Source organism: Microbulbifer maximicatervae (SeqCode) (assembly GCF_052467825.1).
In genome coordinates this window covers 4897856-4911614 of sequence record NZ_CP174327.1, presented here as the reverse complement: position 1 = coordinate 4911614, position 13759 = coordinate 4897856, and the positions used below count along the sequence as shown (strand labels likewise).

General features: G+C 42.7%; 13 protein-coding genes and 2 tRNA genes. 4 read left to right on the top strand and 11 right to left on the bottom strand.

Going from position 1 to position 13759, the window contains the following annotated elements:
- Nucleotides 1-138: 138 nt before the first annotated feature.
- The 3 genes from ACJJII_RS21595 to ACJJII_RS21585 all read left to right on the top strand — a co-directional run bounded on the left by ACJJII_RS21595 (nucleotide 139) and on the right by ACJJII_RS21585 (nucleotide 4064).
- Nucleotides 139-846 (top strand): alpha/beta hydrolase, encoded by a 708-nt coding sequence (locus ACJJII_RS21595; protein WP_444917694.1) that lies wholly within the window; start codon nucleotides 139-141, stop codon nucleotides 844-846.
- A 286-nt stretch (nucleotides 847-1132) separates the two neighbouring features.
- A complete protein-coding gene (locus ACJJII_RS21590; protein WP_444917693.1) occupies nucleotides 1133-2296 on the top strand; it encodes a serine hydrolase domain-containing protein in 1164 nt (387 codons plus the stop codon).
- A 283-nt stretch (nucleotides 2297-2579) separates the two neighbouring features.
- Nucleotides 2580-4064 carry an APC family permease gene (locus ACJJII_RS21585; protein WP_444917692.1) on the top strand — a complete coding sequence of 495 codons (1485 nt, stop codon included), beginning with the start codon at nucleotides 2580-2582 and terminating at the stop codon, nucleotides 4062-4064.
- A 401-nt stretch (nucleotides 4065-4465) separates the two neighbouring features.
- On the opposite strand, the gene ACJJII_RS21580 is transcribed toward ACJJII_RS21585, so the two are convergent.
- The 8 genes from ACJJII_RS21580 to ACJJII_RS21545 form a co-directional block, all read right to left on the bottom strand.
- The gene (locus ACJJII_RS21580; RefSeq protein WP_444917691.1) at nucleotides 4466-5113 is read right to left on the bottom strand and encodes an MOSC domain-containing protein; all 648 of its coding nucleotides are present in this window, start codon (nucleotides 5111-5113) and stop codon (nucleotides 4466-4468) included.
- Between the two features lie 586 nt (nucleotides 5114-5699).
- The gene (locus ACJJII_RS21575; RefSeq protein WP_444917690.1) at nucleotides 5700-6860 is read right to left on the bottom strand and encodes a patatin-like phospholipase family protein; all 1161 of its coding nucleotides are present in this window, start codon (nucleotides 6858-6860) and stop codon (nucleotides 5700-5702) included.
- A gap of 622 nt (nucleotides 6861-7482) precedes the next feature.
- Nucleotides 7483-8013, bottom strand: coding sequence for a hypothetical protein (locus tag ACJJII_RS21570; protein ID WP_444897854.1), 531 nt, complete (start codon nucleotides 8011-8013; stop codon nucleotides 7483-7485).
- A gap of 11 nt (nucleotides 8014-8024) precedes the next feature.
- Nucleotides 8025-8339, bottom strand: coding sequence for a hypothetical protein (locus tag ACJJII_RS21565; protein ID WP_413662626.1), 315 nt, complete (start codon nucleotides 8337-8339; stop codon nucleotides 8025-8027).
- Nucleotides 8340-8494: 155 nt separating this feature from the next.
- On the bottom strand, nucleotides 8495-9478 hold the full coding sequence (locus ACJJII_RS21560) for a right-handed parallel beta-helix repeat-containing protein (RefSeq protein ID WP_444917689.1): 984 nt from the start codon (nucleotides 9476-9478) through the stop codon (nucleotides 8495-8497).
- A gap of 119 nt (nucleotides 9479-9597) precedes the next feature.
- Nucleotides 9598-9674: transfer RNA gene (locus tag ACJJII_RS21555), tRNA-Arg, on the bottom strand.
- A 435-nt stretch (nucleotides 9675-10109) separates the two neighbouring features.
- On the bottom strand, nucleotides 10110-10364 hold the full coding sequence (locus ACJJII_RS21550) for a hypothetical protein (protein ID WP_444917688.1): 255 nt from the start codon (nucleotides 10362-10364) through the stop codon (nucleotides 10110-10112).
- Between the two features lie 64 nt (nucleotides 10365-10428).
- Complete coding sequence (locus tag ACJJII_RS21545; protein ID WP_444917687.1) at nucleotides 10429-11226, bottom strand: potassium channel family protein; 798 nt, start codon at nucleotides 11224-11226, stop codon at nucleotides 10429-10431.
- A gap of 337 nt (nucleotides 11227-11563) precedes the next feature.
- On the opposite strand from ACJJII_RS21545, the gene ACJJII_RS21540 reads away from it, so the two are divergent.
- Nucleotides 11564-11758: a hypothetical protein gene (locus tag ACJJII_RS21540; protein ID WP_444917686.1), complete on the top strand. Its 195-nt coding sequence runs from the start codon at nucleotides 11564-11566 to the stop codon at nucleotides 11756-11758.
- A gap of 274 nt (nucleotides 11759-12032) precedes the next feature.
- Here the strand turns inward: ACJJII_RS21540 and ACJJII_RS21535 are convergent.
- The 3 genes from ACJJII_RS21535 to ACJJII_RS21525 all read right to left on the bottom strand — a co-directional run bounded on the left by ACJJII_RS21535 (nucleotide 12033) and on the right by ACJJII_RS21525 (nucleotide 13700).
- Nucleotides 12033-12109 (bottom strand) — tRNA-Arg (locus ACJJII_RS21535).
- A gap of 251 nt (nucleotides 12110-12360) precedes the next feature.
- A complete protein-coding gene (locus ACJJII_RS21530; RefSeq protein ID WP_444917685.1) occupies nucleotides 12361-13002 on the bottom strand; it encodes an outer membrane beta-barrel protein in 642 nt (213 codons plus the stop codon).
- A gap of 209 nt (nucleotides 13003-13211) precedes the next feature.
- Nucleotides 13212-13700, bottom strand: coding sequence for a DUF1993 family protein (locus ACJJII_RS21525; protein WP_444917684.1), 489 nt, complete (start codon nucleotides 13698-13700; stop codon nucleotides 13212-13214).
- Nucleotides 13701-13759 lie beyond the last annotated feature (59 nt).

Here is a 13759-nt window from a genome sequence, read left to right as displayed (position 1 = left end):
GGACGCTTGACCTAGAATCAATAATGCTAGGTCAAGCGTCCTAGACCTGTCAACCGTTTATCATTTGGGATGGGGGTGGAAGCTAAAAGTGGCGATAATTCATACAGGTGGAGTGCCTGGTCGTGGGGTTAAGTCTTTATGGCAACATTTGTTCTGGTACACGGTGCTTGGCAGGGAGGCTGGTGTTGGAAGCGGGTATCAGCGTTTCTTAGGCGGTACGGCCATGAGGTTTATAGCCCAACTATGACGGGGCTCGGAGAAAGGGCGCACCTTTTAGATGGCACAATCAACCTGGATACGCATATACAAGACATTCTGGGTGTTATCGCATGTGAAGAGTTAACGGATATTGTCTTGTGTGGCCACAGTTATGGTGGAGTGGTAATAACCGGTGTGGCTGATAAGGTGCACCAGCATATACGATCCCTTGTCTATCTTGATGCCTTAGTTCCAGAGGATGGGCAAAACGTCTTAGATCTTTTGCCTGTAGAGGTCGGGTTGAATTTTCAGGATATTGCCAGAACTCAGGGTGATGGATTTCGCGTAGCGCCAAGTCCTGCAATAGATTTCGGGGTTAACATTCAAGATCAGGCGTGGGTGGATCGGCGCTGTGTCGACCATCCTCTGGGATCATTTGAGCAACCGATTCAACTACAGGGCTTATGGAAGCAAGTAGCTCGGCACCGATACATCTATGCGTCGGGGTGGGCACCAGGAATTGGTAGGCCGTTCTTTGAGAGAGCCCAGAGAGAACTTGGTTGGGAGACGATAAACCTTCCCTGTGGTCATGATGTGATGCTAGATATGCCGAAAGAACTTACCCAAATTTTGATAGCCTCGATATAGCGATAGCCGCGCTACTTTAGCAACTTATATGGGGCCCCCCTTATGGATGCTCCAATGAGAGATGAGTCAAGTATGTCTCTGTATAATTAAAGTGCGTGTCGATATAAAAATTAATTTATCTATTGAATCCAAGTTCAGTATTGATTGCGTCTAATTAAACTGTAACTGATTAAGTGTGATCCCCTTTTTCTTGGCTGAAGATGGAGGCTTTACTAGGTAGTAGATCAGCTATTATTTACGAATTTATGATCCCCAGAATTATTATAGTGAATTTGAAGTGAGAAAAATGTTAAGAAGTTATTTGCTATTTGGTTTAATGGTGCTCTTCGTAGGGCTTCCTAAGGAAGCCTCAGCAGCCGAGAATAATTTTTCTAAAGTTATGACTGAGGTTGCAGAATTAAAGAAGGAGTACAATCTACCATCTTTATCCGTTGCGATAGGGTTGGATAATCGTGTGGCTTTTGCGCAAGCGGTAGGTCTTGCTGATATTGAAAAGGGTTTGGAAGCCGATACAAGTACACAGTATTCAGTTGGTAGTTTGGCTAAACCGATGACGGGATTAGCTGTAGCTCGGCTAGTTACTAAAGGTAAACTCGATCTGCAATATCCGGTTAGTAAGTATGTAGAGAGGCCCCATTATACTCGGCTATTCAGTGTTGCTGAACTTGCCGCACATACCGCTGGTGTGCCACATGATACACCGGAAAGAGATTTGGCTGAGTTTTCCAATATAAAAGATCATCAACACCCACTTGATGCATTTTACGTATTTGATAAGCACCCTCTGCTATTTGAACCTGGAACAGAATATCGTTATTCATCGAATGGTTATATTTTGCTATCCGCTGTTGTAGAGCAGGCTTCGCAAAAAGGGTACGTTGATTATCTCAGTTCCGAATTCTGGGCTTACCTGGGAATGAAAGCCACAGAGTTGGACACTTCTTTTGCAGGGCACGAAAATGAAGCGGCCTATTATTCAAGTACCAGTAAAGAGAGTGTGCATGTTAAATCAACGACCAAGCGAGATAGGAGTTTCCTTTTTGGAGGTGGAGGATTTATATCAACACCCTCTGATCTGGTAAGAATGGCTCAAGCTACCTATGAAAATGGATTTTTGTCTACAGATGCCCTACAAGCGCTTTCTGTGCCATTGAAATTACGCAATGGCGAAATCAACAAGGAAAAATATTCCCTTGGTTGGCGGGTGGGTGGCATAAATCTAGGGGAGCAAGATAAGCCATGGTTGGTACTGCATCACGGTGGCGTGACTGATGATGCGGCTACGGCTTACCTTTTAGTTGTTCCTGAATGTAAGGCCTCTATAGCTTTTGCGACTAACTATGTGCCAGAAAAATTCTGGCGGATGCGGGGGCGTATGGCGTCAATCTTGAAAGAACACCTTGATGTTGAAAGATGCAACCGCTGGGATTTCCTTCAGCCCTCTGTATAGTCGCGTTAACTTTCATTCCTGCATATGTTGAACGTGCCTTCCGGCAGGCAGCCCTAAGCTTTTGGAAAGGCGAGTTGATGCTCATGTCAAATTTCTATAAGGCCTTTAAAGGCTTCTATACAATATCTCCATTTTTAATTTTGACTTATACCTGAAGTAGAAAGAGATAACTTACTGTTTTTGGTTGAAATGAACTGGGCTGGCTAAACTAAAGATATTAGTAGCAGGAGCTATCAGATTAAATAGAGAAGACGCCTGCATAACACTCTAGAAAACGGTCGATATGGGTTGTGCCAAAGGCGGAAAAAAACGCGTTTCTCTGTTGAGTGCTACGCTGCTTAGTGCCACCTGTATGATAGGTTCGGGCTGGTTGTTTAGTGCGCAGCTTACGGCAAACTATGCAGGTAATTGGGCTTTTGGAGCTTGGATATTAGCAGCACTTTTGGTCTTGATGGTTGGCTTGTGCCTAAGCCGTGTCGTTGCATTCTACCCAGTCCGAGGAGCCCTCGCTCAATCCAGTGCATTGTCGCACAATAGTATTTTTGGAATGCCATTTGCGTTTGCTAACTGGTTTGGCACATTAATGGTTGTTGCGACCGAGGCGCAGGCAACTACCCAATACCTCTCATCTGCTATAGATTCCTCTTTGTTAATTGACAATCACACCTTGACTCCGTGGGGGAAGGTTCTCGCGTTAAGTATTCTTTTTGTATATTTGCTGATTAACTATTATGGAATACGGTTTCTTGCCAAGATCAATAATGTTGTCACTGTTCTAAAGATATTTACTCCCACCTTTGCAATAGTTGTATTACTTATAGTTGTATTTAGTAGTGATACAAGTGGGTCAAATTTTTCAATTGACTCTAATCAGGAGTTTGGGTTTGGAAGCGCTTTTTCCGCTGTTATTGGGGCAGGTCTAATATATTCGTTTAATGGCTTTCAGATCAGCGTTGCCTTTGCAAGTGAGATAAAACATCCCAAGCGTAATATTCCTTTGGCCGTTACTTTATCAATAACAATAATGACGCTTGTTTATCTTGCATTGCAATATGCTTTTATGGCCTCAGTGCCGAACGATCTTCTGGTGGAAAATGGTGGTTGGCAAGGGATTAATTTTGACTCGCCGCTTTTGGACTTGGCGACACTGCTTGGCTTGCACTTTCTTGCAATGATACTACTCGCAGACAGTGTGATAAGTCCCTCGGCATCTGGATATACTTATTTGGGGGCCTCGTCAAGAATTCTATTTGCAATGGCCTCTGTAGGGCAAATGCCGCGATGGTTAGCTGTTTTAGATCCTGTACATAATTTATCAAGGCGCTCGATGCTTACTAATTGGTTGATAGCAGCAGTTGTACTTGCTCATGCTGATAGTTGGGCAGCACTTATGGTGATCGTATCTGGCTATCATATAGTTGGATATATGGCCGCCCCCATTAGCATGGGAGCACTTGAACCTGGCACGAGATACTTTGGGGCTGCTGTTTTTGCTGTACTGGGGGTGCTCATGATTACCATAACTTCATCATCCCTTTTGTTGGTGTGCGCCTCTTTGTCAGTACTTATCTGTATTTATGCATCGTTGCATATTGCCAGTATTGGGGTTAAGAAATTATCTGTGTTAGTTCTGCCGTTTATTATATATTTATGGGTTTTATATTTTATTCAGTACACTGGGGTGGTAATTATTTTTTCAGTTGCTTTTTATTTGTTAATATCTTCGAAGCCCTATGTTAAATTTTGCAGGGTGTATAATAAGCTGTAGCTTGATGTAAGGTTTTGAATGGTTGGTGTCTGTGATATTAGCAAAAGATTCTTGGGTATTGGGCGTATCCAAGTATATGAATGAACCCTTTTGCCAAGGCCAATTCTGACAGGATCCGTTTAAGTTGTTGAATGCTTGATAATAGCTATCATTTTATCCGCAAATATATTGGTAGATGGCAATAGGGGGTGTTCGAGCATAGCTCGCGCAGTAATATCAACTTGAGGAAGCCTATTAATTCTTGTCTGTTTAATAAGTTAGTACTTTTCTCTAAAAAACTACGATTAACACATTTAAATCCGGGGTAATGCCGGGTTTTAACTTTTGCTATATAGCCCTCCTGGAGGCTCACTTTCGGAGGGAACATAGTTAGTAGGCTGATGTGATAAATTACTCAATTGTCAGAGTTTAGAGAGCCGCCTTACAGCTTTCTCTCTCCATTCTTTGGATAAGGGTTGTAGCTGACTTGCAGCCTGGAGTACTTGCTTGGTATTGGGAAATTGCTTATCAAAAAAAGCTCTGAACATAGATCGTATGTCGATTGAGTTTGGAGCTTCAGCTATCTTACAAATCGAATCCCCTTCTTTTATATGCCCCTCTTTAACAACCCTAAAATATACACCGCAATTAAAGCTGCTAGTGAGAATCTTGGCTGCAGCGTCATTATCAAGGGCCATGCTTAGCTTAAAGCAGGGTATTCTGGGTTGACTTACCTCAAGGATACAACTGCCTATGCGGAATTGGTCTCCAACAAAGATATTTTGTTCTCGAAGCCCTTCTACCGTTAAATTCTCACCAAATGCGCCATACTTAAGGCTCTTTCTGCCTAACAGGTCTTCCCAGTAAGGGTAGTGGTCATTAGAAAACGCATATATTGCCATATCTTTGCCGCCATGATTTTTTAAGTCTGCCTGCTCATCTCCTTCCAAATTATTCTTTCCAACAAAAACTTTTCCTTGGACTGGCTTCTTGAAGATCCCCGTTGTTACAGTTTTACCCTTGTATTCGCAATCTATTTTTTTGGATACGTTTATAGAGAGGAGTTTCATATTTTCTTATTGGTAGATAATTCATGCAGGACCTGGATCTTAGCAAAATATACGCTTAATGCACAGCTATCCTATGTTGCTTTGATGTCCTATAGGACGGCTTACATATATCTGCTTATTGGTTAATGGTTGGAAGATTTATCCCGATACCAGCGCCAGCGATCTTCTTCGTACTCATAGCATATATTATCGCAGTGGATCTTCTTCTCTACGCACCAGTCTTGATTTTCATTATCTCTAATGCAGTCATAGTAGCTATTCTTACAGGTTTTTATACACCTGTTTCGAGCCTCACGATCATGAAGCTCTCCAGCTCTTACATTCACAAAGAGGCAAGAAGTCAGTGTAATTAGAATTGTGATTAGATAGCGAAGCTTTGGCATGGTTAAACGCCGTTTGATTTTGCTCCTGAAGAGTAATGTCACTAGCGATAAATCAGTAAAATATTTGTTGGTTGGTTTGCTGGCAGGCGGGTGAGAGGATGTTGGGTGCTAAGCGTGTATTTTCTGATAGAGTGAATGCCACTGTCCTTAGATTAGGCGGCAACCGTTTTGTTGAGTTGCCGCCTTACATCGTGATGAGATTTTTATCCGTTGGCAGTGGCCAATTGGTCAATTACCTGTTGTATTTTCTGTTTATTGTTTTTAATGAGTCGATCTGAGTGAATCTTGAGTGAATCGATATTGTCGTATTCAAATAGACCGACATGGGGTTCAGTTACCTCTACATTGAGATAGTCATATTTGATCTTTACATTGTTGGAGAGTAATGAAGCAATTTCCAGGGCGTGCAATTGCTGCTCATCCATTGATCTTTGAACACTTGAGATAGCATCTCGTGCCCACTGTAGTATGCCCCAGTTTTTCAGGTCTTTATATTTCACCTGCGAACTGGTTAGCGGGGAGGTGCCGGACCCAAGAATCAGCACATAGTAGTTCTTGTGAGGGAACTCTTTGATGATATCCAGGAGCGCAACACTTGCAGGGTTGTTGGCAGAAATACCTGCGTCGGCAAAGTATTTATGGCCCACTTCTTTGGTGTCAGCCATAAAGCCAACTGGGGGAAATAGTGAAACCCCACTAACTGCAGCTGTGACCAGTTGGTATAGGCTGTTGGTAGGAAGCTCACTGGTATCTCCTCCTCGGTTTTTGAAGAGGTGAAGTTCACCAGTATTCACACTGAGTGAGGGGATAATCACATAATTTTTCAAATCGGTGAAGTTAAGCTCTGGTGTATAGTGCTTCTCCATTACTTTGTGAAGGCGGCGACCCAAATATTTTGGAGAAAAAAGACCGGATGCCGTAAGCAGTTTATGATACCAAGGGGTTGAAAACAGATAATTACTTTTCGACTTGTATAAGTTAATAAGCAAGTCTGTTTTTGAATCGACATTGGCATAGTTTTTAGCCAGGTGAGATGAGCGGACATTCAACCCGGTAACAATGACAGCGCCCGTCGAGACACCACTAAACACATCGAAAATCTCGTCAACTGGTTGCCCCAGTGCTTTTTCCAAGTGCTTAATGACATATAGTGGTATGAGTCCACGGATACCACCACCGTCAATGACAAGTATGTTGATCGTATCTTTATCATTGAGATGATTGCGTATCGCAGTCTCATCCTCTTGCACTGGTGAGCGATAAAATGTTGCGCTTGCTGTAAGGATGTAGTTGTACAGATAGGCGCAGGCAGTGAAAATCACGATGATCACTGTACATATAATAAGGATATAACTGAGTTCCATTTCTGCACCTATAAGGTATTTACGTCGCAAGGATATAGACACCGAATCTTTGATATTGACTAAATGGAGAGAGCGGGTTTTGTCGGGTAAGAAGGGGGGCGGAAAAAGCGTATGATATTACTTTTTATGGGTTGAACGGTCCGTAGTTTTTTCTCGGTTGTAAGGGATTTCGGTGAGAAAAAAGTGCGATTTATAGATCTGTGCGTCTTATTTTCAGTTTTCTGGTAATGATTATTTCGTATATCGATTTTTTCGAAATTATCGATATATCGACGATGACCGAATGGTTTAACATGAACTGAAGATGACTATTTAGTTAAATATCAATAGTTTGATGCTGGATGGAGTGCTGTCCTAATTTGGGATATTAAACATTCCAAAAAATAAGTGTATTTCTGTATTAACCCATTGATTTTTCAGTGCTTTTTGCTTGACTGAAAATTCCGCCTTTAGTTACTTTTCACGCATAGAATCTTGAGTGTCCACAGAGTCCAGCCTTATTGGCTGACTCCCAGCAGGATTGATATCAGCGCTTGGCGTACTGGCTGGTATCAAAGTTTGCCCTTGATAGCGCTTGCCATGCATATAGCTGAAAAGCTCTCGGTGGCTGAAAAAGAGGGGCTCAGCAAGGGGAGGAATGCTTTTTAAAGGTATTGAGCAGGGTTTTGGCTTCTTTAAGGCTTAGCAAATGTGCCCTGAATGAATTGGCCCCGGCATTTACTCCCAGAGAGATCAATTTCATCACTACATTGAACGCGAGTTCTGATTTTAGGTAGGGGGTAAATGCCAGAAAGGCATTAAATATAGACTGATGAACTCTGTTTAGTAACTCTTGTATATCTGGATTGCTGGTTGATATCTTCTCGGCCTTTTTCTCAAAGGCTTTTAGCTGATTGACATACTCTGAAAATAACCTGAGATTAAACACAACCGTTCTGTGCTCTTTATAGCCGGCAATGATGGTGCTGAGTGCATCATTGATCTTGCGTAAGGCTATGTAATCATTTCTTGATAGGTCGGTATAAGAATCGGAGAGATAGCTGATCGTATCTCTCCGCAGCTGACAAAACTCAAATAAGTGTTGATCATGCTTCTTTACTTCCAGAAGCTGATACATTTTCGCGAAAATGAAGACAAGAGCAATTGCCGGCAATAGATAGAGCACTACTCAAACTCCTTTTCATTAATTGGCTTCTTGGGCGCGTTTTTCCTAGTGGGAGGTGAATAAGAGAAGGCGTTGTCCATCAGCTTTAAAAACCTGTCCCTATATTCTTTATTATCTGCCGCAAGCCGGTCAATTTCAACTTGTCGGTCCTTCAGGCGCCCACTGTACATCCAGAAGAGGAGGTAATGCGCAAAGATGAAAAATATGACAAAGAGGCCATTCTTAAGCCCCACATTCTGTACGAACTGAAGTATATCTTTGAGGATATCAGTCATGTAGTCCCTTACTTCTGATTTTGACAGCTCCTCATGCATTTTTAACTATTGAGACTCTTGATTCAACTTGGTTTAACTTTGAACAGTAATTTTGGTACCTGAGTCTTATTTGCTTCTGTTTAAATCCCGGATATAGCCTTCGTGAGACTGGAGGTGCCCGCCCTTGCAGCGCAAGCCACTTCTCTTTTGGGTGGTCAGTCTAAGCATGCGGGGTCTGAAGTAGTGAACTGGTTTCCACTCCAGAGGTTTTTCTCATTGCAGCCGGGGTCAAAGGGATCTGCGAGGTCAAATTGCTGATTGCCGTTTAGGATATTCCCGGTAATACGGTTGTTTAAGCTGTTCGAGTCAGTAACGATAATACCGCCATTGCTTGATAGTATCGATAGCCCATTATTGGATACCCTGTTGCTTGCAATCGAATTGCTTGAGCCGCCACTTAGATTAATGCCCACCTGCCCATTATCCGCCACATTGTTACTTGCTATGTTGTTGAAATTACCGTTTATCAGGATTCCAGCTTCACCGTTATTCTCAATGATGCTGTTAGATACAAATGTGAAGTTGCCATCAATCTCGAAGCCGTCCTCGCTAAACCCGGAAACGGTAGTAAAGGAGATATTGTTATAGTTTCCCAGGATTTCAATGCCTTCGTCTCCGCCTCCTAGTACCTTACTGCGACTAATGGTGTTGTAATCGCCAAAAACCTCAATACCATCAGAGATGGTTGAAGAAGCAGGACCTGTAATATCGACGTTGGTGATGGTATTGCCGTTGCCGAATAGCAAAATTGCATTTCTTACAGCGCTATTTATTTCCATATTGGAGATGGAGTGGAAGCCTGAGCTGGAGGTGATGACACCATTGGTGCAGTTGGTTAGTTGGCCGTTGCTGAGAGATGCTGCGGTGCCCTGGAGGTCTATTGCGTAGAAATCTGTTTGGGTTGGGTCTAGAGATACGCAGCTAAGCTCAAACCCCGCCATATTCAGGCTCCCTGATGGGCCTACAATGGTGAGCGCTACAGGATTGGTGATACTCAACTCGCAATTCAGACCCTGAGATAGAGTGGTGGGCTCAGATATAGTGTCGCCGCATTCAATGGCTAATGCGGCCGTAGATAGGGAAAAGACTGCGGCTGACAAACCTAGCTGCTTAAGTACATTCAGAGTCGTGATATCCATGGCGCTACCCCCTGAAAACTTCTCCTTGTTTCCATAATCCAAAGCCTAGCTGTGCTTTGGTGTTGAGGTTATCGCAATAAAAAAGGGGCTTACGTCAAAAAACGTAAGCCCCTTGAAAGTGGCGCGCTCGGGAGGATTCGAACCTCCGACCGCCTGGTTCGTAGCCAGGTACTCTATCCAGCTGAGCTACGAGCGCGTCGAGGAGGCGCACAATATAGATTGGTGTAGGTAGAGTCAAGCACTTTTTTCATATGAAGTACTTTTTTGGTGTTTGGTGACCGCAAAGCCTGTATGCCTGTTTCTGCTTTCGCACAAAGGGGTTTGGCTCAGGAGCCGTGGGTAGGGCTTTCTAGAGGTTATAAGAGGCTTTTGAGGCTCTACGGCGACTACTGACTGATCGTTCCGCTATTGCTTGTTCCCAGCTGGGTCACATTGGTAAGTTGTGAGGTTCCACCTTGGCTAGCTGTGAGGCTGTTCAGAGTCCCGTTTTGAAGGGATGTTAAAGTGTGGTTCATTCCGCTTTGATTCGGCATTACAGAGTTCTCCATGCCGCTTTGGGTGTTCCATGAGCTAATTTTTGAGCCTGTCTGAAACAGTGTTTGTGAATTTTGCATGCCTTGCTGGCTTATATTTAATTGGCTAACACGGTATTTAGCTCACCAACTTGATCTCCAATAGCAAAATTATTACCGCCTGCATTCTGACCAAGGCTGAATATATTTCCAGTGCCAAATTGTGTAGAGCTGGCAAAATCAGAAATGCTTAAGCTGTGAGATATTCCACTCTCATTTTGATCCCCGATTTGTAAAATTTGAACGGTACCCAGTGAGCTTTCAATCTGTATAGATTCTCCGACATTGTTAGTGCCATTCTGAATCATATTCATGAAATTATCGGTGCTATCTATTTGGGTGAGCAAGGTAGTATTAGAATCACCTTTTGGTGGTCTGTTAGCCTTGGCTAACGTGCGACTCTAGTGAATTGATATAACCCAAATATATGTCACGGTCACGCCTGCCTCCATTTGCATCGACTCCTGCCATAATGTCATTGATTAGATTGAATAGAGTTTCTGATAATGTCTCTGATGCTTCACTCACAGCTTCAAGTCGGACAGACTGGCTTATATGGGTGTAGAAGAAGTCCAATAGCCTTGTATCGTGGAGGTTTATTGTTGAGCAAGCCAGTTCTATTTGTCGGGCATATATTTTGTATTCCGTCATGACCATTGCTCTGAACTTGTAGTCATGAGGGAGGGCTTCCTTAAGGATATTTGCATTTCTATTATTGTTGTTCTCCAAATATTCTCTAAAACCCATCATGTCATAGGATGCTGGGGCTTGTTCTTTGTGGGTTATGGTGCTGATAGCCGCGGCACAAAAGTCGGCCATATGAACTCGAAAATAATGGTATGCATTTTTTAATTGTTCGACTCTTTTTTCTTGTCTTAATTTTTCTTGTCGGTTTGATTGGTATTTTGTAAATTCATTCAAAAGTAACCCAAATGTTGCAATTCCCGTCAGTGTTTCAATGGAGGTTAGTAGATAGCCGAGTTCATTGATAGGGTGAATTTCTCCATAGCCCAAAGTTGTAATTGTTACAATGCTGAAGTAGATGCTTTTTGTGAAGTCGAGATTTTCATTTATACAGGAGTCACATCCACTATATATGGCAGCAAAGATGAAGATTACTGAAAAATAGCCGACAAGTATTTTTTTCCATGTCAGAAAAGATAGAAAACGCGTCATGTTCTGTGCTCATTAACTATAAGCGATATAATTTATGCCTGCGTCATTCCTTTTGGGGTAATTACGATCGCGCCTGCAAGTGAAAAAGGGGGCTGCTTACAATCAGCCAATATGAATTATGGTGACTGTTTTGATCTTACGTTCCTATTAGCATAGTAACGTTAGCTAAGTTGTGAATTATTGAGTCGATACTACAAGGTTTATTGCTTATCGGTTGGTGGTGATGTTGAGAGCATCATTTACATTCATGAGTTGATGTGGAAGAGGTGGGTTATATCATCGAGAAGCTCGCCCCTCAATTTATCTAGCATCTAAAATGGTCTGTACGCGAGGGGGTATGATTATTGCTCTTCAGCAGAGAGTGCTGATGCGTAATTCTATTACACCTGATAATGGCTTTTCGTTGGCTATTTGTCGACTGGGGTTCGCCCACTTACTTGTTGCTAGTGGAGCTCAGTTAAAATCTAGTGCTTACCCAATCGCTGGCTTTCTTCTTGGGAAAGAGGAACTGGCTCAGCCCCTGCTTGTATAAATTTATCTGTATCACCGGCAATTTATGTTTCTGGCAGTGACCCGCCAATTCCATCACTAGCTCCCAGCAATGGGTTCAGGGTGAGGAATACTTCCTAGAAGTTCTTGTGTTGCGGCCCGGTGACGGATGCCTAGTGGTGGAGTTCTGGGGGAGTTGATAGCGGTGGGGCCGACTCAGGCATAAAGGTAGTGCTGGCGGTGATATATGCATGCGGGTTTTACCGCACTATAACAAAAAAGGGCTTACGCCATTAAGCATAAGCCCTTCGTTTGTATGGCGCGCTCGGGAGGATTCGAACCTCCGACCGCCTGGTTCGTAGCCAGGTACTCTATCCAGCTGAGCTACGAGCGCGTTACGGATGCGGATATTATAGATGCCCCTGGTGCAAGTCAACCTAAAGAATGAAAAAATCCTTAAAAATCATTATGTTGGCTAAAGATTAGGCATTTTGGGGGTATTTAGTGCAAGCCGAGATTTTCTTGGTTGCCGATTGGCTCCCGGCTACCTCTAGGTGGCCCAGAGGCATTTGATTGTTTTTAACTTTAGTGAGCGAAGGGAGCTGCAGCTGCTTTCTCTGTAGCCCCTCCTGTTTGCAAGGTGGATTAGAAGCGGGCTTCCAGTGATAGGTCAAACCCGTTAACGGCTACGATATCGTTATCGATTGTCTTCCACTGAAGCTTTCCTGAGAACTTATCGGTAAAGTCATAGGTAGCACCAAGGCCGTATGTTAGATCCACATCTTTTTCACTGTACCTCTCAATTGGAGATATGAGTGACCACCAAGTGGATACAGGTCTGAACTCACTGTCGACCCTGGTGTAGGAAATACCGAGATTCGCACTCAAGGTCAGTTTTTCGAGAACCGGGTAGTGAGCGACACCGCTCAACTGAAAACTGCTGACTTCAAGTGTTTCGTCATCCGCGATGTAGGCATGTTTGTACTCTTCTTCCCATTCGTCATAATAGTTAACTGAGGCGATATATTCGTCGTAGGCACTGCCAAAATTGCTGTATCCAGCTTCCAAAGAGAAGTGCGGGTTAAATTTATATCCGAGATAAATATTTAAAGAATTTGTTTGATCGCCAAAGCGCTGGCCATCAAGGTAATGATCAGACTGAGCCTTCTGGCCATCAAAGTCATAGTAGCCCAGGCCAAACCCTATATAGAATGGCTTCTCTTCGGCTAAAGAGGCATTAGAAATTGTTATAGTTAAGGAGAGTAAAAATAGTTTAGAGATTTTCATACCGGTTATTTCCATTCCATGAAAAATTTTCGCGTGAATATTTAGTTATGTCGTGTTTATGTTTTTTTTGATAGAGCTGGTCAATTGACTTTAAGTGATATGGATTTTTTTAAATTTGAACTTTAGTATTATAGTAATAATTGCGGTTTATATTGAGGTGCATTTTTAATGCTGTGAGGGGTAAGGTTTAGTGAAGTATTTTGATGATTTCAAATAAAGCCAAATTCAATCGGATAACTATGAAATCCATCAAAATCGCCCTTGCTAAGGGTTACACCGCAGTGGCGTGCAATTGCATAAACCATGCTTATATGGAATAGTAAGTTTGGAAGTATATATTGATGGATATATTGTGGTTGTGGGAGATCCACAGTTGTAAAACCCGCTTTATCATTGATTCTTCTACTGCTGTCCAGATCGGTTACTTCGGGTAAAGAATCTAAATAATTTAGTGTTTTCTGGATAGTTCTCAGAATACTTTCTTTTGTATTCCTATCTTCTTCAAATGTTACAATTTTCTGATCAACGAGCGGGCAGTATCCGCGAAGAGAAAAGTTGGCTGCAATTTTTGCATTCTCGGCTAAGCTGAACATGTCAGGTGCCAGCTGCCTGTGAAATATTTCCTGCGGAATTTTAGTCGCAATGGAAAGCAGTTGGGAAAGATGATTGTGAAGAAGGCTCTTGATAGATATTTGCACTAGGTAACCTGATAACAGCGGAGTGAATTAATTTTTTTTGGTACACACGTTCCTGGGTA